The 22,868-nt window shown below is 69.4% G+C and carries 18 protein-coding genes and 3 pseudogenes; 13 read left to right on the top strand and 8 right to left on the bottom strand.

Features of this window, described 5'->3' with window-relative positions; all coding sequences use genetic code 11:
* Positions 1-529: 529 nt before the first annotated feature.
* Positions 530-1,834, top strand: a complete 1,305-nt coding sequence (locus OG858_RS46060; protein ID WP_086746732.1) for a phospholipase D-like domain-containing protein — start codon at positions 530-532, stop codon at positions 1,832-1,834.
* 309 nt (positions 1,835-2,143) lie between these two features.
* On the opposite strand, the gene OG858_RS46055 is transcribed toward OG858_RS46060, so the two are convergent.
* On the bottom strand, positions 2,144-2,860 hold the full coding sequence (locus OG858_RS46055; protein ID WP_327726155.1) for an IS6 family transposase: 717 nt from the start codon (positions 2,858-2,860) through the stop codon (positions 2,144-2,146).
* A 584-nt stretch (positions 2,861-3,444) separates the two neighbouring features.
* On the opposite strand from OG858_RS46055, the gene ureA reads away from it, so the two are divergent.
* Genes ureA through OG858_RS46030 form a run of 5 tightly spaced genes read left to right on the top strand, consistent with a single transcriptional unit; the run spans position 3,445 to position 8,024 of the window.
* Positions 3,445-4,149 carry an urease subunit gamma gene (gene ureA, locus OG858_RS46050; protein ID WP_086746730.1) on the top strand — a complete coding sequence of 235 codons (705 nt, stop codon included), beginning with the start codon at positions 3,445-3,447 and terminating at the stop codon, positions 4,147-4,149.
* Complete coding sequence (locus OG858_RS46045) at positions 4,104-5,828, top strand: urease subunit alpha (RefSeq protein ID WP_373420770.1); 1,725 nt, start codon at positions 4,104-4,106, stop codon at positions 5,826-5,828. Before ureA ends, OG858_RS46045 begins: the two co-directional genes overlap by 46 nt.
* A gap of 8 nt (positions 5,829-5,836) precedes the next feature.
* Positions 5,837-6,880, top strand: a complete 1,044-nt coding sequence (locus OG858_RS46040; protein WP_327747650.1) for an agmatine deiminase family protein — start codon at positions 5,837-5,839, stop codon at positions 6,878-6,880.
* A 29-nt stretch (positions 6,881-6,909) separates the two neighbouring features.
* On the top strand, positions 6,910-7,407 hold the full coding sequence (locus tag OG858_RS46035; protein ID WP_086746727.1) for a hypothetical protein: 498 nt from the start codon (positions 6,910-6,912) through the stop codon (positions 7,405-7,407).
* A 53-nt stretch (positions 7,408-7,460) separates the two neighbouring features.
* Positions 7,461-8,024: a TetR/AcrR family transcriptional regulator gene (locus tag OG858_RS46030; protein WP_319269323.1), complete on the top strand. Its 564-nt coding sequence runs from the start codon at positions 7,461-7,463 to the stop codon at positions 8,022-8,024.
* 856 nt (positions 8,025-8,880) lie between these two features.
* On the opposite strand, the gene OG858_RS46015 is transcribed toward OG858_RS46030, so the two are convergent.
* The gene (locus tag OG858_RS46015) at positions 8,881-9,177 is read right to left on the bottom strand and encodes a hypothetical protein (protein ID WP_256960199.1); all 297 of its coding nucleotides are present in this window, start codon (positions 9,175-9,177) and stop codon (positions 8,881-8,883) included.
* Between the two features lie 520 nt (positions 9,178-9,697).
* On the opposite strand from OG858_RS46015, the gene OG858_RS46010 reads away from it, so the two are divergent.
* On the top strand, positions 9,698-9,886 hold the full coding sequence (locus OG858_RS46010) for a hypothetical protein (protein WP_086746725.1): 189 nt from the start codon (positions 9,698-9,700) through the stop codon (positions 9,884-9,886).
* Positions 9,887-9,985: 99 nt separating this feature from the next.
* The gene (locus OG858_RS46005) at positions 9,986-11,035 is read left to right on the top strand and encodes a PP2C family protein-serine/threonine phosphatase (RefSeq protein WP_086746724.1); all 1,050 of its coding nucleotides are present in this window, start codon (positions 9,986-9,988) and stop codon (positions 11,033-11,035) included.
* Between the two features lie 431 nt (positions 11,036-11,466).
* Here the strand turns inward: OG858_RS46005 and OG858_RS46000 are convergent, their stop codons facing one another.
* Entirely contained in the window at positions 11,467-11,751 is a 285-nt protein-coding gene (locus OG858_RS46000) for an AlbA family DNA-binding domain-containing protein (protein ID WP_319315823.1), read from the bottom strand.
* Here OG858_RS46000 and OG858_RS45995 point away from each other — a divergent pair.
* Positions 11,726-11,965, top strand: a complete 240-nt coding sequence (locus tag OG858_RS45995) for a hypothetical protein (protein WP_060905160.1) — start codon at positions 11,726-11,728, stop codon at positions 11,963-11,965. The genes OG858_RS46000 and OG858_RS45995 overlap by 26 nt on opposite strands.
* Positions 11,965-12,348: a toxin Doc gene (locus OG858_RS45990; protein WP_086746720.1), complete on the top strand. Its 384-nt coding sequence runs from the start codon at positions 11,965-11,967 to the stop codon at positions 12,346-12,348. Before OG858_RS45995 ends, OG858_RS45990 begins: the two co-directional genes overlap by 1 nt.
* 477 nt (positions 12,349-12,825) lie before the next feature.
* On the opposite strand, the gene OG858_RS45985 is transcribed toward OG858_RS45990, so the two are convergent.
* A complete protein-coding gene (locus OG858_RS45985) occupies positions 12,826-13,065 on the bottom strand; it encodes a hypothetical protein (RefSeq protein ID WP_319269276.1) in 240 nt (79 codons plus the stop codon).
* Between the two features lie 278 nt (positions 13,066-13,343).
* Here OG858_RS45985 and OG858_RS45980 point away from each other — a divergent pair, with 278 nt between their 5' ends.
* The gene (locus OG858_RS45980) at positions 13,344-15,614 is read left to right on the top strand and encodes an outer membrane protein assembly factor BamB family protein (RefSeq protein WP_319315824.1); all 2,271 of its coding nucleotides are present in this window, start codon (positions 13,344-13,346) and stop codon (positions 15,612-15,614) included.
* A 466-nt stretch (positions 15,615-16,080) separates the two neighbouring features.
* Here the strand turns inward: OG858_RS45980 and OG858_RS45975 are convergent, their stop codons facing one another.
* The 3 genes and pseudogenes from OG858_RS45975 to OG858_RS45965 form a co-directional block, all read right to left on the bottom strand.
* Positions 16,081-18,288, bottom strand: coding sequence for an eCIS core domain-containing protein (locus OG858_RS45975; protein ID WP_319315827.1), 2,208 nt, complete (start codon positions 18,286-18,288; stop codon positions 16,081-16,083).
* A gap of 747 nt (positions 18,289-19,035) precedes the next feature.
* Positions 19,036-19,480, bottom strand: a pseudogene (locus tag OG858_RS45970) (transposase); the annotation flags it as partial.
* Between the two features lie 528 nt (positions 19,481-20,008).
* Positions 20,009-20,392 (bottom strand): annotated as a pseudogene (locus OG858_RS45965) (DJ-1/PfpI family protein); the annotation flags it as partial.
* Between the two features lie 343 nt (positions 20,393-20,735).
* Between OG858_RS45965 and OG858_RS45960 the strand changes: the two are divergent.
* Positions 20,736-20,927: a hypothetical protein gene (locus tag OG858_RS45960; protein WP_319268963.1), complete on the top strand. Its 192-nt coding sequence runs from the start codon at positions 20,736-20,738 to the stop codon at positions 20,925-20,927.
* Positions 20,928-21,008: 81 nt separating this feature from the next.
* Here the strand turns inward: OG858_RS45960 and OG858_RS45955 are convergent, their stop codons facing one another.
* A complete protein-coding gene (locus tag OG858_RS45955) occupies positions 21,009-22,454 on the bottom strand; it encodes an FG-GAP-like repeat-containing protein (protein ID WP_086747041.1) in 1,446 nt (481 codons plus the stop codon).
* 260 nt (positions 22,455-22,714) lie between these two features.
* On the opposite strand from OG858_RS45955, the pseudogene OG858_RS45950 reads away from it, so the two are divergent.
* Positions 22,715-22,849: pseudogene (locus OG858_RS45950) on the top strand (transposase); the annotation flags it as partial.
* Between the last annotated feature and the right edge of the window lie 19 nt (positions 22,850-22,868).

Genomic DNA, 22,868 nt, shown 5'->3' with positions numbered 1-22,868 from the left:
CGGCCTGCCCCATGCGCTCGTGGAGGGCACCGCTCCCGTGGCCCGTCCCCACTTCCAACTCCCCTGCCTGCGTACCTGCTTTCCTGTCTCCTCGTGCAACCCTTCGACGCCTTCACAAGTCTCCTGATTGCCGAACAGTGGATCAGTGGGATACATGGAACAACTTCGGGCAGACACTAACGGACCAGCACTTCATCGACCGGGATGTCCGCCGGATGTCCCGGTCCCATCGCAGGATCTCAACGCGTGGCCGAGCACAGGCGCATTCCCGGCCCCGCTCCCGACACGCGTCCACGTCCTTACGGCGAACGTCGTGGCAGCGCCCCTGACCGGCGGCCTCCTCGCCGCGTCGGCGGCTCGGCCGGAGCGGCCCACTCCGCCACGACCGCACGGCGGAGGTCGACTGGGAGGGCTGTGCGACGTTTTGGGTGAACGCCGGCTGCCGGGCTCGCCTCGGCGGCCACCCTGGGGCGATCAGCACAGCAATGCCCGACTCGTCATCGGCAACAGCTCAGCGAAAGGCACGTCCATGAAGCGAACGTTCACATTGATCAGTGCACTGGCCGTCACCGCGCTGTCGCCGACCGCGGCGCACGCTGCGGTCAAGAAGGCCAAGACTCCCCTCAGTTGCGAGTCCCGGACGTTCACCTCGACACCGGGTCCTCGCTTCAACGACCCGGAGGACCCCGACGCCCGGATGAACGTCATGGACCCGATCATCGAATCGATCAACAGCGCCAGTTGCGGGCAGACCATACGCGTCGCCATGTACTCGATCGGCAGCACGCAGCCGGGCCCGGACTTCGCCAACGCCCTGATCGCCGCGCACCAGCGCGGCGTCATCGTCAAGGCGCTGATGGACGTGCACAGCGACAACGCGGTCTGGCAGTCGTTGGTCACCGAGCTCGGCAACGATCCGCAAGCCTCCAGCTTCGCCGCGCTGTGCCCGGGCGGCTGCCTGACCCACTATTCCGGCTCCTCCCTGCACGCGAAGTACTACATGTTCAGCGGCGGGAGCGACGCGAACAGGACCGTGACCGTCAGCAGCGCCAACCCCACGTCCGCCCAAGCCAATACCGCGTGGAACAGCAGCGCCACCGTCAAGGGCAACGTCGACCTGTACAACCTCTACGCCCGCTACTTCACCGCCATGGCCAAGGGGGCGCTCAACGGTCCGGGCCCGCTGATGCCCGACTACTACAGCTCCACCGACGGCCAGGCCGCCAGGACACTGTCCCCGCCCTCCTACCAGTGGCCCAAGGCACGCTCCAAGAGCGACACCTGGGTCGACTTCCTGAACAACGTCAAGGCGCCGGCCACGATCAACATAGCCATGTTCCAGTGGACCTCTCACGGGCAGCCGGGCGACCGGAACTATCTCGAACTGCCGAAGAAGCTGGTGAGCCTGGCACAGACCGGCGTCAAGATCCGCATACTCCTCACCGCCGGTCAGGTCGACAGCAGCGTGCAGAACTACCTGAAGGACCGGCCGAACATCTCCGTGCACGACACCAGCCGCGGAACCGACGCGAACGGCAACGCCCTGCACTACACGCACGACAAGTACATGATGGTCAGCGGCGGCTACGCAGGTGCGGTCAACTCCAGAATCGTGTTCGTTGGCTCCGCGAACTGGACAAGCAACGGCGTCTGGCACAACGACGAGTCGGACCTGAAGCTGGTCGGCCAGTCCAGCTATGACGCGTTCATGACGGACTGGCAGAACCAGTACGACCGCTGCTGCGGGACCGCAACGCTGAAGCTGGGCGCAGAGGAGCGCGCCGAGAACACGGCACGCGAGATTCCGATCGACCCGAAGCAGGTCAAGGAGTAGGCATTCCCCGCCGCTCGGTCACCCCTGTGGGCAGGGCTCCGTCGTTCTCGTGATTGGCCGGGAATGATCACGCGAGTCCGAGGGGCGCCAGCGGCCGGGCCATGTCTCGCCCGTGATGGCGCAGTGCCTCGGCGATGTTGTCCCGTCCTGCCAGGCGGAGAGCGCCGATGGCCAGGTGGGGCAGGGGTGCCATGGCGCGGGGAGCGGTGCCGGTGCGTACGCGAGGAATTGTCCTGGCGCTGTCACGTTGTTGGGTGCGTGGGTGCCTGACAGCGTGCTGGGTGTGGCCGGCCCGGGTGTCGGTCTGGGTCAGGTTGTTGCGGGCAGGCCGGTGATGTGGTCCCAGATGGCGAAGCAGATGATCATCTCGGCTCGGTAGTGGGTAGCGGACAGGCTGTGGCGGTGGGGTCGGAAGTGGGGTGAGATCCCGCTGAACGCGGCGAGGAATCTCTGCGCTGCGCCGGTGCTGCGGAAGCCTTTCATGGCCCGTTCGCGCTGCCGGGTCGGTTGGTGGGAGTTCTCAGCCCGGTTGTTCAGGCCTTTGTGGGAGCGGTGCTCGACCGAGGGCATGACCTCGCGGTGGGCGGCTCCGTAGGAGCGGAGCTTGTCGGTGACGACCACCCGCGGCACCGTACACGTCTTTGTGAGAAGGCCACGGAAGAATCGCCTGGCCGCGGCCTTGTCGCGTCGGTTCTGCACGAGGATGTCCAGGACGTTGCCGTCCTGGTCGACGGCCCGCCACAGGTATTTCTGCTCGCCGTTGATCTTGATGAAGACCTCGTCGAGGTGCCACTTGTCGCCGGGGCGAGGGCGCCGGCGGCGCAGGGAGTTGGCGTAGGCCTGCCCGAACTTCAGGCACCAGCGGCGGATGGTCACGTAGGACACGACGACGCCGCGCTCCAGCATGAGCTCCTCGACCTCGCGGAAGCTGAGCGGGAACCGGAAGTACAGCCACACGCAGTGCGAGATGATCTCGACCGGGTACCGGTGCCCTTGTACAACGGCGACGCGGACGACACCGGCGATCCCATCCAGACGCGATCAACCACAAGATCACCTCACCCCGCTCACAACGTGACAATGCCCGCCAACCTGGTCCGCTTGATCGACAGCGTGTAGGCCGCCGGCACCGCCAGGGCGAGGACCAGGATCGTGGAAAGAATGCTGGCTATTGCCGAGTTGAGGAGGAATGGGTGATGTCCCGGCTGAAGAGGAGTTCGTACTGGTCGAGGGTGAGGGCGGCGAGGGGGGCGGCGAGATGGTCGCCGCGTCCGCCTCCTGATGGAAGGACGTGAGGACCATCCACGCCACCGGCGCGAAGAACGCCAGCGTGGCGAGCTCCCCCACAGCTCACTTCGGCCGGTCGACCGGACCACACCGACTCACCTTCAGTCGGTCGAGGACCGATATCCGCGGAAGCCGCGCAGCGCCGCACTCCCGGCTGCTCGTGCCACCGCGGGAGGGGCGTGACGAACCCGAAACCGCGACGACCCCGTCAGGTTTTAGATCGATGCTCCATGTGATATTGCCCATCGCGCGTGAGTATGTGCGCCCTGAGAGCACCATAGTTAGAGTGGCGCTCTAACGTATGGAAGGCAGGAGGCGTCAGGGTGCGGCTGACTCCCACGGAACGTGACCGACTACTGCTCTTCGGAGCGGCCGAACTGGCTCGGGCGCGCAGGGCCCGGGGCCTCCGGCTGAACGTGCCGGAGGCGACCGCGATCGTCGCCGACGCCGTGTGTGAGGCCGCCCGTGACGGACGGCGCCTCGCGGAGGCCGTCGAGGCGGCGCGGGCCGTGCTCGGGCCGGACGACGTGCTGCCAGGTGTCGCGGACATCGTGACGGAGGTGCATGTGGAGGCCGTCTTCGATGACGGATCGCGACTCGCGGTCGTGACCGACCCCATCGGGGGCCGCCTGGTGGACCAGGCTCCCGGTGCGCTGCTGCCGGGGCCCGAGCACGCCGAGCCCGAGGCGGTCGTGCGCCTCACGGTCACGAACACCGCGACCGTCCCGGTCTCCGTCACCTCTCACTTCCACTTCTTCGAGGCCAACCCGCGGCTCGACTTCGACCGGGCGGTGGCCTACGGGATGCGACTCGCCGTGCCCGCCGGGTCGTCCGTGCGCTTCGCGCCGGGGGCGAGCGTCGAGGTCGGACTGCTGCCGATCGGAGGTGAGCGGATCGCCATCGGGTTCGCCGGGCTGGTGGACGGCCCCCTGGACGCACCCGGTGCCCGGGAGGAGGCCCTGCGCAGAGCCGCCGCCTGCGGATATCTGGGAGCCGGGGCCCAGACAACCGAAGAGGCCGAGCGGTGAACCCGTACGAGTACGCCGCCGCCCACGGCCCTCGGGCCGGTGACCGCATCCGCCTCGGCGACTCGGGGCTGACGATCCGTGTCGAGTCGGACGCCCAGCGATACGGGGACGAGTTCCTCGTCGGCTTCGGCAAGACCGCCCGCGACGGGCTGCATCTCAAGGCCGCGTCCGTCCGGGAGACCTGTGACGTCGTCATCAGCAATGTGGTCGTGATCGACGCGGTGCAGGGTATCCGGAAAGTGTCGGTCGGGATCAGAGAGGGTCGGATCGCTTCGATCGGGCGGGCCGGGAACCCGGACACCCTCGACGGTGTCGACGTCGTCGTCGGTACGGGTACGTCCATCGTGTCGGGTGAGGGGCTGATCGCCACTGCGGGTGCCGTCGACACACATGTCCACCTGCTGTCGCCGCGCATCATGGAGGCCTCGCTCGCCTCCGGCGTGACGACGATCATCGGCCAGGAGTTCGGGCCGGTGTGGGGCGTCGGCGTCAACTCGCCCTGGGCGCTGCGGCACACCTTCAACGCCTTCGACGCCTGGCCGGTCAACATCGGCTTCCTGGGCCGGGGTTCGTCGTCCCACGACGCACCCCTGACCGAGGCGCTCGCCGAAGGCGGCGCGTCCGGCTTCAAGGTGCACGAGGACATGGGTGCCCACACCCGCGCCCTCGACACGGCGTTGCGGGTCGCCGAGGAACACGACGTCCAAGTCGCCCTGCACAGCGACGGGTTGAATGAGTGTCTGTCCGTCGAGGACACCCTGCGCGTGCTCGACGGGCGCACGATCCACGCCTTCCACATCGAGGGCTGCGGCGGCGGGCACGTGCCGAACGTGCTGAAGATGGCAGGCGTGGCGAACGTCATCGGTTCCTCCACCAACCCCACCCTGCCGTTCGGGCGGGACGCGGTCGCCGAGCACTACGGGATGATCGTCTCCGTACACGACCTCAAGACCGACCTGCCCGGTGACGCCGCCATGGCCCGCGACCGGATCCGGGCCGGGACGATGGGTGCCGAGGACGTGCTGCACGACCTGGGCGCGATCGGCATCACCTCGTCGGACGCGCAGGGCATGGGGCGCGCGGGCGAGACCGTACGCCGAACCTTCGCCATGGCCGGGAAGATGAAGGCGGAGCTGGGCCCCCTGGGAGGGGACCGCGCCGACGACGACAACGCGCGCGTCCTGCGCTACCTGGCCAAACTGACCATCAACCCCGCCATCGCCCACGGTCTCGCCCATGAGGTGGGTTCCATTGAGGTGGGCAAGCTCGCCGACATCGTGTTGTGGCGGCCCGAGTACTTCGGCGCGAAGCCGCAGCTCGTGCTGAAGTCCGGCTTCCCGGCGTACGGCGTCGTGGGTGACCCGGGCGCCGCCACCGACACCTGTGAACCCCTCGTTCTGGGACCGCAGTTCGGTGCACACGGTACGACGCCCGCCGACATCTCCGTGGCCTTCGTGGCGCGGGCCGCACTCGACCAGGGAAACGACGCCATGCCAACGCGCCGCCGCCGAGTGGCCGTTCGTGGCACACGCGGCATCGGCCCCGCCGACCTGCACCTCAACTCCCGTACCGGAATCGTCGATGTCGATCCGCACACCGGCCTAGTCACGCTCGACGGCGAACCTCTGCACTCCGAGCCCGCCGAGTCCGTGTCCCTCAACCGTCTGTACTTCCTCTAAGGACCCCCATGGACACGTCTGCCGCCGCCGACGGCTTCCGCATGCCTCCCGAGTGGACCCCGCACGAACGCACCTGGATGGCGTGGCCGGGCCCGAACCCCACCTTCGACAACCCTGCGGGCCTCGCCGAGGCCCGCCTGGCCTGGGCGGATGTCGCCCGGACGATCAGCCGCTTCGAGCCGGTCACCGTCGTGTGCGGCCCGGGCCAGGCCACCCGGGCCGGAGCCCTTCTGGGCCCCGGCATCGACACCGTCGAGCGTGAACTCGACGACGCCTGGATGCGTGACATCGGCCCCACCTTCCTCACCGACGGCAAGGGTGGACTGGCCGCCGTGGACTGGACGTTCAACGGATGGGGCGCCCAGGAATGGGCCCGCTGGGACCACGACGCCAGGATCGCGGCACACGTGTCCGACCTGGCCGGGGCCCGGACGTACGCCTCGAAGCTGGTCAACGAGGGCGGCGCGATCCACGTCGACGGAGAAGGCACGGTCCTGCTCACGGAGACCGTACAGTTGGGACCCGAGCGCAACCCCGGCTGGACCCGCGCGCAGGTGGAAGCCGAGATCCACGGTCTGCTCGGCACCCGCAAGGCGATCTGGCTGCCGCGCGGACTGACCGGCGACTATCCTCCGTACGGTTTCGGGACACTCGGCCATGTCGACATCGTCGCCGCCTTCGCCCGGCCCGGAGTCGTCGTCGCGCACTCCCAGCCGGATCCGGCGCACCCCGACCACGAGGTGTCGAAGGAGATCATCGGACTGCTGGCGGCGGAGACCGACGCGGGGGGACGCCGCCTGGAGGTCGTCGAGGTCCCCGCCCCGACGGCCCTGGAAGCCGACGGCCACTGGGCCGACTACTCCTACATCAACCACTACCTCTGCAACGGCGGGGTCGTGCTCTGCGGCTTCGACGATCCGCGTGACGAACTCGCGGCCGGCATCTTCCGCCGGCTGTTCCCCGAGCGGACGGTCACGCTCGTCGACGCCCGTGCGATCTTCGCGGGTGGAGGCGGCATCCACTGCATCACGCAGCAGCAGCCGAAGGTCTGAGGACCACGAAGGTCAGGTAGAACATACAAGTGAACGTACTGTGCTGCGCCGCCTGCGGGCTCCGTCTGACCGAGCCCGTCCGGCGCATCGACGAGATGCCCGAGTACCCCGGCTGGGACGGCATGCCCGACGCGGAGGGACGACGACACGGCCAGGCTAGCGTGCCGCGCGGCGTCTACGTGGTCGATCCGCTGCCGTTCGGGGCGCCGTTCGAACCGTGCGCGGACGAGGACGAGGACGCGTACGACGGAATCGTGCCAGGCGGGATGTGGATGTCCGACGAACGGGGCTTCCTCGTCTCCGCCGGGTCGTGCGGCACGTACGTCCTGCACCCGCTCGACGTCGTCGACCTCGGCTTTCACCCCCACACCTCGCGCATCAGCGGTTGCTGTGGCCTGAGTCCGTACCACGGAGTCAATCGCGTCTGCTCCTGCGGAGCCGAGGTCGCCATCGAGGCCTCCGACTGCTCGGGCGGCTACGAGACCCGGCTCGTCCCGGACGCCGTCCGCGTGGAGTCCGCCCCGTGACCCCCCATCGGCGCAACACCGCACCACCCCGCGAGGACGTACTCGCCACGGCCATGGAAATGATCGCCGAGCGTGGTCTGGAGAAGCTCACCATGGCGGCACTCGGTCTCGAGGTCGGCATGAGCAGCGGCCACCTCCTCTACTACTTCCACTCCAAGGACGAGTTGCTGCTGCGCACCCTGGAGTGGAGTGAGGGGCAGCTCGGCACCGAGCGCGGACGGCTGCTCGTGCGGGCATCGTCAGCCCGCGAACGGCTCGACGCGTACGTCGGCCTGTACGTCCCCGAGGGCCATCGCGACCCGCACTGGACCCTCTGGCTGGAGGTCTGGAACCGCTCGAAGAGCGCCGCCGCCGACGCGGACGCCCGCGAGCGCCAGGCCGCCATCGAGGGCGCCTGGCACCGCGACCTCGTCGCGCTGCTCGCCGAGGGCATCTCGCACGGCGAGTTCCGCCCCGTCGACCCCGACCGCTTCGCCGCCCGGCTGCGCGCCCTGCTCGACGGCTTCTCCATCCACGTGGCCATCGGTCTACGCGGCACGGGCCGCGAGCAAGTCCTGGCGTACGTAAGTGAGTTCCTGGACGAGTCACTCGCGCTCCCCGCCGTCGTGGAGGGATGAGGGGACAGTCAGGTGGCAGCGCCCGGTCAGAGCCGTCAGGTCGGCGCAGTGACCGAGGGCGATACGGCCCGCCGTATCGGTCTGTCCCGCCGCCCGTGACGCGTGGGTCGTGCAGCCTTCCAGCGCCTCCAACCCGGTCAGTCCCGACCGCGTCGAAGCCACATCCCTCGGCGCCGCAGGTACTCGGCGCAACGAGCGGCCCCGCTGGGGAGTACCGGCGTCTACGCTCGGAGAATGGACCGCTACGACACGGCAGCGCATCTGGAGTGGTGAGCCAACCCGTTCACCTGCCTGGCTCGCGTCCCGGTCAGAGCGGCGGCCGTCGCCGACAAGATGTCCCGCAGGACGGAAAGCAACCGCCAGCCAGGGTCCGCGCCTTGGGAAGGGCCGGACAGGGTCCTCAAGGCGGCGTCTGCTGTCGGACCGGACGGCGTCAGGCCGCGTCCGGATTCAACCAGAGAACCCCGGCGCGGCCGGTTCCCGGCGCCTTCTTCGCGTTACAGGCTGGCGGAAGGAACTTTCGGGCCGGGGAGGTTCGGCGGTGCGCTCGGGTCTGGTCCGGGCGACCGGCGCAGTAGCTGGTCCAGGCCACGGCGTATGCGTTCGGCTTCACCGCGCACCTGGGCGGGGACGTCACCGCGCTCGTCGACGAGGCGGCTGAAGATGGGGGTCTCCTGGAACACAGCGGGATCTGCTCTCTGTCGGGCTTTCCGGGCCGCGGTGCGGGGGCCGGTGGGTGGTTTCAACTGCGGGTCGAGGCCGATAAGGGGCCATGCCCGGCACCCTACGGCGAGGCACTGACAGCGCGGTGTCCTCGGCCGTCCAGTCGCCCTCGAAGAGCGCGGCGGCCAGGCGGTCATGCTCGTCGGGGAGCTGGCGGCTCTTCGGCCTCCTCGTCGTCCGGGCCCTGGTGTTCCTGCACCAACTGCTCGATCTCCCGAGGCACCTCGTACAGCGCCTGCAGGACCAGACCCCACGCCCGGTCCCGCAGCTCCTCCGGTACCTCGTCCGCGATCCTCTGCGCAAGCCTGCCGATCTCGTCCCGGGCGTCATTCTCCGTGCCCGTGGTCGGCGCGGTCATCACCTCCCACAGGAGCCGGCCCACACCAGCCGCCACCCGACCCATGTTGCCGAACACCGAGCCCACATCCATCTGCGCTCCCTCCCCTGGTGGCTGGTGTCCCGCCGCAGCGAGACCCGCTCCAGTGTGCAGCAGCACGGCCATCTTCCCGGCGGTGCAGGCAGCGGCTCCAGGAACAGGTCGGAAGTGGGCTGGGCCTATTTCGTGGGGATTCCATCGTTCCGAGATTGTGAGGAAGGGAATGTGGAGGCGGCGGAGTACCGGGTATGGGTGCGCGCTCCCGAGTCATGTGCGGCCGGTCGACGGCATCGACTACAACCAGGTCGCAACCGGGCTCCTTCATCCGCCGCCGCAGTCGATGGTCCGCGACTTCCTCGGCCTTCGGGATGAGTGCTGAGGGAGCCCCGCAGGGCGCGCCACTGCTCGATCTGGAACACGTCCTGAACGTCGCGGAGAACTCAGCAACGCGGTTGTGCACGCTTTGCGGGGCCGCGCAGGAGCGCACACCCCTCCTGCGCGGCTTCGACGTACGCGGCAGTCGTGGTGCGCTGGCCGATCTCGTGCGCCCGAGGGCTGCTCGCAGTTCCGCGCCATGATCGGGATGGAGAACCTGACGGTCGAGGCAGCCCAGGCCAAGGGCGTGGCGCTGCTGCGCGGTCCCGCCAGCTCCCCTGCCAGGCCTGTGAGGCTGCTCGTCGGCGAGCGCCGCCTGGGTGAGGCGAAGTCCGGCGATCATGGCAATAAGCCGGGCGTGAACATGCGTTCCCGCCTGACTCGATGACCGCTTTATTGTAGTTACGATTCATTCGTGCCTACTTTGAGGCGACAGCGACGCCGTCGGCCACACGGTGACCGATGGGACGCTGTCCGGCTGTCACCGGTGATCCTCACCATCCTCATCGGCGCGCTGGCGTTCGCGACACCAAGGGACATCGCCATCAGCCGCCTCCTGCCTGCCGCGCCCGCTCTGGCCGCCTCGATGTGGCCCGTGCTCCCCACGATCCTCCTGGGCGCGTTCTGTGCGCTGATCATGTTCGGTCTGAGCCTCGTCTACACCGACCTGGGGACTCCCTACACGGCGGCTGCAATCGCCGCCGTCACCCTGGCGGCCGCCTACGCGAGCCACGTCCGGCTCCGGCGGGAGGAGGCCCTCCTCCAGATCCGGCTCGTGGCCGACGCCGCCCAGCAAGTCCTGTTGCGACCGTTGCCGAGCCGCCTCGGGGGCATCGAGATCGACTCGCTGTACGTCGCGGCGCAGGCCCAGGCGCGGATCGGCGGCGACTTCTACGAGGCGGCCGAGACACCTCACGGCGTCCGGCTGCTCCTGGGAGACGTACGAGGCAAGGGCCTCGCCGCAGTGGGGGCGGCCTCTGCGCTGATCAGCTGCTTCCGAGAGGCCGCGCACGACGAACCCGACCTGACGGGCGTCATCCAGCGCCTGGAGATCAGCATCGGCCGTCACAGTGCCGCCTACCCCTCCCAGGATCTCCCAGAACGATTCGCCACCGCTCTGCTCGCCGAGATCCCGCCCGGCGGCGGCCACGTCAGGCTCCTCAACTGCGGGCACCCCCCACCGCTTCTCGTGCACCAGGGCGAGATGCACGTCCTGGAGCCCAGCGAACCCTCGCCGCCTCTCAACCTCGCGGCACTCGTCAAAGACAACTACCGCACCGACACCGCGCCCTTCGCCCCGGGCGACCAGCTCCTGCTCTACACCGACGGCGTGACGGAGACCCGGGACTCCGCCGGCGAGTTCTTCCCGCTGCAGGACTGGATGCGACAGCAGAACCCGGTGTCGTCCCACGGACTGCTCGACCGGCTTCACCAGGACTTGCTCCGCTTCAGCGGCGGAAGGCTGGACGACGACATCGCGGCCCTCTCCGTACGAAACCCGAAGTCCCGCCCCCTTGAGACGGACAGCAGCACCTGATCGCACGGTCGCTCAACACTCTTGAGGCCGCGCGGCGTGCGGGTGCCCTGGGAGCCGGGCAGGCGCAGACGGCTTGAAACGCAGCTCTCTGCTTCGGCTCTGGCTGCAGCGGGTCGAACTTCCCCCAGATCCGCCTGATGGTGGACTTCGACAGCCCGGTTCGGGCGGCCATGGAGGCCCGCGACCAGTGCGTGTCTGGGCCCGGGGTGGATTCCAGTACGAATACGCCCTGTGCAGCGCCTCGTGGACGTGAACCCTCGGCTGCCTGCGACCGAGTGAGAGCCCTGAGCCCGTTCGCGTCCCGCGCGCGGAAGGTTCACAGCGCGGCCGACGGGGCCCTGCGGGCCGGAGGAGCCGCCGGCGCCGGTCTCGAGCGGCCGTCAGGTGCCTGGCGCAGCAGCTGTGCCGGCTGGCGGTGCAGACGGTCCGCTTCACCGCGGACAAGGGCGGGACGTCGCCGCGCTCGGCGACGTTTGCGAACCCGCTGGGCGTACTGCTCGGTGTACACGTCCACCTGGGTTGATGCCGACCAGCTCGCACGTCTCGTCCTGAACGCCGTAGATGATCAGGCCGCCGCGGGTGTTGGCCATCGCTGCGACGTCCTTGGCCGACTCGTTCCAACAGCCCTCGCGCCTTCGGCGATCAGCCTGGGGGTCGCCCCAGCAGGTACCAAGTAGGTACCATGCCGGTATGCCATCACTGAATGTGCCCTTCACTGAGGAAGAAATGGAAGGCGTGCGCGCGGCTGCTGCGGCTGAGGGCAAGAGCCTGAAGCAGTACCTGCACGACCTCGGTGTCCGCGAGATGCATCGCAAACGGTTCGTGGCCGGCGCCGCCTCGTGGGCGGACAGGCTGCGTTCCGAGTTCGACGAGGCGTTCCCGGATGAGATTCCCGCGTCCGGGCGCGGCCAAGGGGCCACCGCCGCCTGATGAGCGAGATCCTGCACATCGACGTCTCCTGGCTCCTGGACGTCCAGGACGTCGCTCTTGGCCACGACGACGTGTCGGTCACCGATTACTCGGCTCTTGTAGCGGCTGTCGCCCGCCACAAGACACGCATGCCGACCCTCGCCACGTCCAACCCCGACGCCGCATGGCGCGCGGCCGCGCTCCTGCACACCATCGTGCGTCTCGAACCGCTCCCCCACCGCAACAGCCTCTTCGCCGGCTTCGTCACCAGCCAGTACATGGACCAGTCCGGAGAAGGCATCGACGCTCCCTATGGCGCCCTGTCCGACCTGATCAGAAAGGTCCGCGAGACCCGGCTGAGCATCTACGACGTCGCGGACGCGCTCCGCTCCTGGCGGATCTGAGGGGCTTTCCCGTATCCGTAGTGGGTAACGGGAGCTGGGCACGGTCGCAGGAGCCGTCCTCGCGGTCATATCGGCCCTCGTGCAGTCCCCCATCGAGTCATCGAGTGGGGGAGTTTCACGATGGCTCCGGCGATGTGCTCGGCGTGAGCGTGGCATCGGCTTGAGGGCGTGGTGGCAGTGGTGGTCGTCCACTGGTACCAAGTCGACTGCCTCACTGGTGAGAATCAGGCTGCCTGGCTCGGTCCTGTCCGCCGGTTCATCCGGCTTCGCCGGTGCCGACTCCTGAGCTTCGGCCACCGACGCAGCCGTGAGAACGGGCGCACCACAGCATGCCCTGCCGGAACAAGAGCTGAGATCCAGCGCCAGTCACTGCGAGCGTGGGGTTCCTACCGCGGTAGGAACCCCACGCTGCGAGCCGTACATCCGAGGAATCCGGCACCGCTCCGTTCAGACAGCAGGACCGGCCCCTCCCCTTCCTCACCGGCCCTGCGGGGCGGGACATCGGCAGCCCGAAGCGTTGGCCTCCGGGGCGGACACCAGTCGCAGCGGCACCGGGGCGCCGGCGGCCGTGCGGTCCGGGGCGCCCAGGGTGCGTCCGGACCACCACCCCCAGAACTCCCCGCCCGACTCGGTCTGGACGTGCAGGGCCTTCGCGGCGCGGGCGTAGTGGGTGTGCATGCGCTGTTCGGAGTCCAGGTCGGGGGGAGGCGAGTACACCAGTGGTCTCCCGCAACCTGGCGGCGGCCAGGGAGGGGTGAGCGACGGCATCGGCAGCCAGTCCAGGGTGGCGCACCGGAGTCGGCCAGAGGGCCTCCATCGCCCCTGTACTCGCACCGGTGCGCGCGTATGCGTCCGGTTTTGTGGCGCGCGGTTTCCGCGGGTGCCTATTTACGGGCCGTGAGCGAGCGGGCGGGGCACTACGATCGCCCGCGTGTCCTGCGTGGCCCGGGTGCCGCATGGGGGGTCTTCCGGGGTCGTGTGGTTGAGGGAGCGTCATGACGGGGCGAATGCTGGCGGGTCGCTACGAGTTGGAGGTGTTGCTGGGGCGCGGGGGAATGGGCGAGGTCTGGGTCGCGCATGACACCCGTATACGGCGGCGGGTGGCAGTCAAGCTCCTCCAGTCTCACCTGGAGGGCGGTGAAGGAACCCGGCTGTTCTTCCGCGAGGCGCGGACAGCCGGTGGCCTCAACCACCCTGGCATCGTCACCGTCCACGATCTGGGCGAGGACGCGGACGGCACGCTCTTCTTGGTCATGGAGATGCTTTCGGGGCGGGATCTGTCGACCGTGCTCCGCAAGGACGGTCCGCCGCCGGTGGCGGACGCGCTCGGCTGGATCGCCCAGGCGGCGGACGCCCTGGCTGCCGCCCATGCCGCGGGGATCGTGCACCGCGACCTCAAGCCCGCGAACCTGATGCTCACCGACGCCGGCATGCTCAAGATTCTCGACTTCGGCATCGCGCGCTACGCGGCCACGACCACGGCTAGCAGCGCGGTGGTGGGAACCGTGGCCTACCTGCCGCCGGAGCGGCTGGCCGGCCGGGCGGGCGACCACCGGGCGGACCTTTACTCGCTGGGCTGCGTGATGTACGAACTCCTCACCGGTGAGCGCCTGTTCGGGAATCTGGACACCGCCGCACTGCTGGTGGCCCACCTGCAGCAGGTTCCGCCGGCTCCCAGCCAGGTGCGTCCGGGCCTCGGACCGGCGGTGGACTCGCTGGTGCTGGAGATGCTGGCGAAGGATCCCGACGAACGTCCCGCTACGGCGGGTGAGGTCCGTGACCGACTGCGTGCCGCCCTGCCGGCCTCCCCGCAGTCCGGGTCGGCCGCCGCGACGATGCCCGCCGGTCCGGCCGCGGCGACACAGCCGGCCACTCCCGCGCGACCCCGCCGCCCGGGACCGCCCGGGGCGCCGGATGGATCAGCCGGGCGCGGCCCGGCTGTCGACGATGACGCCCCTACGGCCGTCCCCACCGTCGCCGCGTTCACACCGACCGCGCCGACGTGGGCCACCCCGCCCCAGAGGCGTTCCGCAGCGGACTCCGTGACGTTCGCAATCCCGGGATGGGCCACGCAGACCGCCCCGGCCTCACCCCTGCCGCCCAGCGGCAACCCCTTCGCGGACCCGGTGTCCGTGTCGGTCACCGTCGGGCCGGGAGCCCGGCGCACCCGCCCCTGGGCCCCGGTACTGGTGGGTGGCCTGGCAGCCGCAGCCGTGGTCGCGGGCCTCGTTGCCGGCGGGGTGACCCTCATGTCGGTCCTCTCCGGCGTGTACGGCGGCGACGATTCCGAGGACTCGCCTGCAGGCAGCAACCGATGGACCTTCGCCACCACCGGAGCCGTCAAGTCGGCGCCCGTGGTGTCGGGCGGCACCGTCTACGTGACCAGCAACGACCGCAAGGTGTACGCGCTGGACGCGGCCACCGGCACCCGCAAGTGGGCCTACCGCACCGGCGATGCGATCGAGGCCTCGCCGTTCGTGTCGGGCGGCACGGTCTACGTCGGCAGCCGCGACGGCAAGGTGTACGCGCTGGACGCGGCCACCGGCGACAAGAAGTGGGCCTACACCACCGGGGCCGGGGTCGAGTCCACACCGGTCGAGGTCGGCGGCACGGTGTACGTCGGCAGCGGCGACGCCCAAGTGTACGCGCTCGACGCACGGACCGGCGCCCGGAAATGGGCGCACCGCACCGAAGGATCCGTCGAGACACGCCCCGTGGTGGCGCGCGGCACCGTCTACGTCGGCAGTGGCGACAGCAAGGTGTACGCCCTGGACGCGGCCACCGGCGACAAGAAGTGGACGTATCCCACCCGTGACTGGATCGAGTCGGCACCGGTCCTGTCGGGTGACACGCTCTACGTCGGCAGCCGGGACGAGACGCTCTACGCCTTGGACGCAGCGACCGGCACGGAGAAGTGGTCCGTGGCCAGCGGCGACTGGCAGGGCTCCGCGCCCGCAGTGGTCGGTGACACCGTCTACGTCTCCGGGGAGGGCGAACTGATGGCCCTGGACGCGGCGACCGGCCGCCGCACATGGCAGAGCACCTCCGTCGGCTACGGCACCCCCTACGCCCCGGTCGTGTCCGAGGGCGTCGTGTACGTGGTCAGTGGCGACCACGTGTACGCGGTCGACGCGACCACGGGCGACACGAACTGGACCTCGACCACGACCTCCTCGGCCGGCTCCGCGCCCGCAGTGGCCGACGGCACGGTCTATGTGGGCGACGACGAGGGCAAGGTGTACGCGATCAGCAAGGACGGGGACTGAGGCTGCCGGCCGCGCCCGGCGGGTTACTGCGGCGAGGCGCGGCCGACGGCCTCAGGGCATGTCGTCACCGAGGTCGAGGAAGCGGTTGTCCTCGACGACGTGGTGGCCGACGCCGGTGCGGAGGTTCATCGCGACGTGGTCGCAGCCCCTTCCGGTGACCATCGGCGCGTTGTCACCTGCGGTGCGGAGGGACTGCTCACCGGCCGCCGTCGCGGCCCGCCCATACCCCTTGCCGCGTTGCCCCTCCTCGACATGGAGGAGGGTAGCCGTAGGTCACCTCCGGAAGACGGCCGCGTTTCACGCCGGCCCATGTCCTGGCCGCAGTGCGCGAGGGATACACCCGCCCGTCGCCGTACCCCGCCCGGTGCTGCCGCTCCCGTCGACACACCCACGGGGCGGGACTACCACTCCCCTTGCGGACGCACCCAAACGCCGTCGGCTTCTCTCGACAGCCGGGCTGTTGTGGTCAGGATCTCGGCTGGGTCCGTGGGCCGACCAAGCCTTCGTACAAGACCCGCCGTGCCTGGGAGCCGTCTTCGGTCTCCACCAGCGCGGCGTCCCACTGCTTCTTGATCTCGTCCAGGAAGGTGCGCCAGTTGCCGCTGGAATGGGCCTTGCCCATCTCCCCGAGTTCGACCAGACGTTCGTTCTTGCCCAGGCCGCCCGAGCCGACCTTGTCGCCCTTGTGGCCGTGCATGACCGACTCCGGGTTGGCGGTGGCCTCGGTGGAGCGGAAGTCGTGCTCGTAGCCCACCGGGCTGGTGGCATGCGGCGCGAGGGTCTCGATGCCGATCTGCAGCGAACCGTCCTTCCTCATGGTCGGCCGGTGGTGGACCAGCAGCATGTGGCCGTACGACCCGTTCGGCAGTACCACGTCGCCGTTCCAGTCCTTGGAGCCGAGGCCACCGCCGGAGATGTTCTGTCCCCACAGGTCCGGGCGGCCGGACCCGACGGACAGCATGTTGGTGACCGACGCCAAGGGGCCGCCCTTCTCCTTGAACGCGCCGGGCTTGTCCTCCTTGTTGGCCCCGATGGAGGTGCGGTGCGTGGCGAAGCCACGGTCGATGACGTCCCCCGCGCGGGTGTTCGTACGGTCGTCCTGGGTCACGCCCAGGAACTCCGGCAGCGAGTAGGCCGGTTCGTCCGCGGAACGCAGAGCGGGGATACGGATGTTGACCCGCCCGCCGTGGGCAAGGGCTCGGATGACATCCTTCTCGTAGTCGGCCACGTGTGCCCCGGCCTTCGGGTCGTACAGCTTCAGCCCGTTCTGCAGTATGAGCAGCACTTTGGTGAGCATCTCGCGAGCCCGCGCATCTTTCGCCACGAAGTCCGACGCCGTACTCCTGCCCTTGCCCTTGGCCGTCGTGGGGCTCGCTTCGGGGATGCCAGCCGGGTGCAGGCGCTCGGACGGGATCCCTGCCGGGTGCAGGGTGTCGACGGCCGTCTCGCGGATCTGCTGGTCGCGTTCTCGTTCCAGGCTCTGCTTCTCCTCCGGCGAGGTGTCGGGGGCCTGGGTGAGCATGAACCGGCCGAGCGTGTAGTCCGGCGAGATCGGCGTGCGCCGGCCCGCCTCGCGTACGTCCGGATGGTTGGCGCGAACGGCCAGGGTGGCCGTGAGCACGCGCTTGCCCGCAGGAAGAGTCAGCCAGGTGTCGAACCGGCCCTGGGCGTACTTCTCGGCCTGCTCGTAGGTGCCGATGCCTACCGCTTCGAGCCACTGGGCATTCGCCTGGGAGAGGTGCTTGATGTCGTCCAGGTCCTGGTCGTTGAACGTCTCGCCGCGCATCACGCGCCGGTCGAGGGTCTTCCTGAGCCGGGCCGGCCCGACGACCATCCACTGCTCCGGCCACCAGGTTCCCGGCGCGAAGACGTTCTTCTTCACCTTGCTCTGGACCGTGTGCTGTTCGATCGACTGGCTCAGGCGGGTGATGATCTCCGCCCCCTTGGCCTGCTGCCCGGACTGCTCGGGCCCCTCAGCCTGTTCGGCGACGGGCTCCTCGGTCACGGCGCTCTGCTGGACCCGCTGGACGAACGTTGAACCGGCGTATGGGTGCGCGTGATCGTGCTCCGCGTGGCCACTGGGGTGCTCGTGCTCCGCGGACAGGCGCTGAACGGGTGCGCGAGCGCTCATGACCTGGTCGGCCGCGGCGACAGCCCGGCGTTCACCCTCGTCACGCGGGTCCGAGATACGCAGGCCCGCGCCGTTGTCGGTGCCCGGTGCCGGTCCCGCCGCCTGATCAAGGGTGTGCGCCAGCTCGTGCGCCCAGTCCTTCCTGGACATCTCACCGCCGTCGACGATGTGCGCGCCGCTGGTGAACGCCCTGGCCTCGACCGCCGCGGCGGCACGTTGCGCCACGGGCCCGTCGTGCACCCGTACGCCGCTGAAGTCGGCGCCGCCGAACCGCTGTTCCATCTCGCCGCGCAGCGCGGGATCGAGGGGCCGCGTCGGCGACCGAAGGCCTTCGTCCACCGCGGTCCGCTGCACCTGGGACCGATCGGCGGCCTCGGTCTCCCGACCGGCTCCGGCGGACGACGAGGTGGCCCCGCCCTCAGCCACGCGCTGCAGATGGCGTACCCACGCACCGCTCATGGTCGTCGTCGGCGGCTGCGTCCGGCGCGTCGTGCCCGATGCCCGCTCGCCGACCCTGAGGTGTTCCCGACCGACGGAGTTCACAGATGGTCCTCCTTGACAACTAAGCTGCCGCGCCACCCGTTGTAGTCGAAGCCTGCGCTCCACCGGAAGGACCTAAAAGGCAGGATCCGGTGCCCCCAGGGCGTCATCCCCGGCAGCCGCACCCATGCCCAGCAGCCGTACGACGGCGGAGTTCCCCGCCGATTCCTGAAGATGAGCCAGGCGTGCGACGACGGAAACCTCGGGAGCGGACTGCGCGATCCCCTTCTCCACGCCGGACGGGCCCTCGTGCCGCATCCGGGTACTGGCCGTCGAGCCTTGCAACGCCCCGCTCTCCACCACACCCCACCGTCCCGCGCCCGCCCTGCACCGCCTGACCTGCCCGGCTGCCAACTGGGCCACCCCGCACACTCGTTGTAACGGATGCCCCGTCCCGGCGGAAGGACCGAAACGGGCAGGAACCATTGCACCCAAGAACCCATCCCCGAAACCGAACGCCTCCCGCCTCCCGCCTACCGCCTACCGCCTACCGCCTACCGCCTACCGCCAATCCACGGCCTTGCCCCGGCCTTGGGCACCTCCTGCCCGTACGGCTCAGCAAGTCACCCACGCCAGACAAGGTCGCGGCTCGATTCGCGGTGTGGTGGCGGCGAACGGGTGACTCCCATCCCCCCGAGCGCAACAGGGCGGAGGTCGTGCCGAGCCTGGCAGGGCGGGAGGAGATCTCCCGCTCGGTGGTCGCCGACGAGCGGGTCCGGGACACCGCTCGCCATCCCAAGTCCTGCGTCCGACCCACTCGTCGAGGTGCTTGGCCATCGCGCTGACCTGGGTCTTCGACAGCTGGGTGACACCGAGGGACTCGGCGAGCTTCTCCACCCGGCGGGTTGAGACGCCCAGCAGATCAAGGCGGTGGCGACCACCGGATCAGGGCCTGCTCAGCCCGCCGACGGCGTTCCAGGAGCCAGTGCGGGAAGTAACCGCCCCGGCGCAGCTTGGGAACGCCCGGCTCGACGGTGCCCGCGCGGGTGTGCCACTCGCGTGGGCGGTAGCCGTCCCGGTGGTTGACTCTCTCGTCGCTTACCTGCCCGTATTCGGCGCCGCAGAGGGCGTCGGTCTTTGCGGACATGAGCGCGTCGGCGAACATCGTGACCATCGCGCGCAGCAAATCAGGGCTCGCCGCGGCCAGGTTGTCCTCGGCGAGAACGTGCAGGAGCACACTGTCAGTTGCGGTCATCGTGCTGATCTCCTTCGAGGCTTCGACTCTTCGAAGATCAGCCGGTGGCCGTTCATCCATGCGGGCATCAGCCCGACGCCGGAGCAAACACCCGGGTCAGGTCGAACCCGTACACCACTTCCCCGGACGCAACCCATGGCCGGCCCAGGCTGCCTGTTCGTGACCTTCCGCAACGCACTCTGTGTGGAGCGGACGCGGTCAGCGACGGCCGCGGAGTTTACCCAGCAGGCTCATGGCCCGGCTCCGGTGACGGGGGTCGGCAGCGGCCCGCCGCGCCTGCTCGGCCATACGACGCCCTTGGGGGCTCCTTGCGAACTGCTTGATACGTTCCATCATGCGTGGCATACGACTCCATCCCTCGGTACCAGCGAGTGCCTCCTTCAGCCCGACTACCCCTTGTGGGACGACTCAGCCCTCCCAGCCGCTGGGATGTGCGGTTCGTGGACGAACTGCGGGGCGGGTTGCGCAGTATTCACCAACGTCTCCCGACGTCGCTCACTGTCACGGGTCCGGCACCCGTCAGACACCGCGGACCACATGCACCCCGAGGTCGAGCGCGGCCGCTCTCCCCGCGGCGGTGAGGATGTCACCGTCATCCACGAACAGCACGTCTGATTCGAGCCGGACAGAGAGGAAGCGGGCCCGGAAGGAATCCGCCCACTGCCGGTGTGCGGTGGCTCGGCGACCGTCGAGGACTCCTGCCTCGGAGAGTGTGAAGGCGCCGCTGCAGAAGCCGACCAGGCACGCACCGCGTGCGTGTGCCCGTCGGACAGCGTCGAGCACGGCAGGACGGCGCGGCACCTCGATGCCGGCCCTTCGTTGGGCAACTGTCGGACGCAAGGCACCGACCAAGGCCAGGATTCCTCGTCGTACGAGGAAAGATGGACATACGCGCGTTCGACAATCACGCAACCAGTGTCGTCTGGACTCGGAAAGCGTACGCGTGCACCGTGCAGCCGACGTCAGACCAGCACGATCGGGGGCCGCTGGCAAGCGTGGCTCGGCGTCGCGATGGCCTGGAGCAGGCAGGAGCTCAAGCGCAGAAGGAGGCCCGGGTGGCTGCTCCGTGGTGTTCGGCTCGCAGTTCCTCGACGCGGCGGGCCGGCCTGAACCGAGCGGCCGCCACGATCGAGAGGCTGAGGCCGGCGATCCGCTTCGGCGGCACCGTCCCGGTCCCGGGTGGCATCGAGGACGAGCACGCAATGCCACACTCGGACTCTCGCCCTTGGTGGAGCCGCCGAGCCGGGCGCTCTTCATGTCCGCTCAGATCGATGCCGATCTCGGGCGGTTCGAGGGCGAACAGTCGGACGACGGAGGTGGGGACTTCCGCATCCTCCAGAGGTGGGGACTTCCCCTTCCTCCCCTGGATGCCGTGCACAGCGCCGAATGGCGTGGCGTTGTCGCCCTCGGCGCGCTGCGCAATCTCCGGGAGGACGGCCGACCGTGAGTGAGTCGGCCGTACCCTTCCGTGCCGGCCGCGGGCGATGGCGCGCGAAGCAATGACGTTACGTCGGCCGGTCGGGAGAGGTCAGCTGCGGCCGAAGTCCTTGGTTCTGACGAAGCGGCGGTCCGTCTTCGACGGCCCGTCCTTCGTTCCCCGCAGGACCCAGTAACCAGCGTCCTTGCGGGGTTTGTTGAAGCCGAACGTGCCGACGAGCAGCTCGTCGTGACCGTCGGTGTCGAGGTCGGCGAGGTGCAGGTCCCAGCCGAAGAAGTCGCGGTCACCCGAGTGTTGCGGGGAGCCGCCGAGACCGATCGCGTACCGGTCGATCTTGACGGTACGGGCCGCGCTGAGCCCGTCCTCGCCGCCGAGTACCACTGCCACCTGGCCGATGCGGCGATCGTTGCCCGGGGACTGCGTGGCGATGTCGTCGCGCCCGTCGCCGTTGACATCGCCGACGGCGAGGGCGCCTGCGACGTCCAGTTTGCCGAGCCCGCTTTCGGTCCTGCCCCGGCCGGGCCCCTTGCCGCTGCCGTAGACGGCAACGGCTTCCCGGTAACCCCGCTGCGCGAGGATGTCGGCGCGGCCGTCGCCGTCGAAATCCCCCGCGGCTACGGGGACGGCGCCGTCGGCCAGGCCGGGAGCCTGGCCCGTGATGCCGGGTACGGCCCCGGCGGGCCTCAGCCCGTGGGTTGTACCCCGGTAGAACACGGCGTCGATGACGTCTTTGGGCATGTCCTCCTCGAAGCGGACGTCCTCCTCGTCGTATGCGGCCTTGGTCACCAGGTCGTCCAGGCCGTCGCCGTCGAAGTCACCCACCACCGCGTGGGCCACGGACGCCCAGCCCTCTTGGCCCACGTCGGTTCTCGATGTGCTGCGGGGCACCCCTCCGTCGCGGCTGAGCGGACCGTACAGCACAGCGGCGGGCTGCGGCTCGCGGTCGTACTCACTGCCGGGCTCCGCGAGGGTCAACAGGTCGAGGGCGCCGTCGCCGTCGAAGTCCCCGGCAGCAGTGGCCCGGAAGACGTCGGCCGGCAGCTTGGTGGCGCCAGTGGGGCCGTCCGGGCCACCCCAGACGATGCGCTGCTCAAGCCTGGACTTCCCGCTGGGGTGTCTCAGCAGGTTGCGTACGACGACGTCGGCGTAGCCGTCGTCATCGAGGTCAGCGGTGAACTGAACCGACCGGTCGTACTCGATCGGCGCGCTGGTGACCCTGGGGTCCGGCTTGGCGTAGCGCTCCGCGAGGCGGAAGGCCTCTCCCGGCTTCGGGCCGCCGGGCGCGGCAAGGGCGACGAATCGGTTGTTGTGCCAGTCGCCCCCCGACTTCGGCTCCTTGTACCAGCCGTTGACGACCGCGTCGGCGTACCCGTCGCCGTTCACGTCGTCCCGATTGACCTCGCCGTCGTCCCGCTGGGCGGGGGAAGGGGGCAGTGGCGCCGACTTCCCGCCGTCGCCCGAGCAGCCGGTGACCAGCAGGGTGGTCAGGCAGAGACAGACCGACACGACAACAGGGCAGCGAGGGCGCAGGCGCATGGCGCAAGCCTGCAAGACGCAGCTCACGGGCCCGTAACAGCCGGATCAGGGTCGGATTCCATTACAGGATCCGAAACGGGAGATGAGACCTGTCGCCCGATCGTCGTTTCGTGCGGGGCAAGCGGGCAGGTCGTAGGGCTGTCGGTCGACCACGGCCGAGCCACGGTGCACCAGCCTGGCTCGGCCCGGGTCAGGATCCCGCGGCCGACTGGTCGGCCCGCCCGTCGCGTGCGGCGGGCGTTGTTGACGAAGACAGCCGTCCCCGCGATCGGGCCGGCTCGTTCGAGCCGGAGGTCGTCGAGAAGCAGCAGAGGCGGCTGTCCGGCGCGGAGGAAGCGGTCAATTCCCTTGCGTCGAAGGTGCTGACGGCCGGCGAGGTCCGCGCCCACAGAGCTGTACGGTCCGCCGACCGGC

It is taken from the genome of Streptomyces europaeiscabiei (assembly GCF_036346855.1).
Lineage (GTDB): Bacteria > Actinomycetota > Actinomycetes > Streptomycetales > Streptomycetaceae > Streptomyces > Streptomyces europaeiscabiei.
Note: the sequence above shows the minus strand (reverse complement) of the source record. Positions and strands in the feature narration are given on the sequence as shown.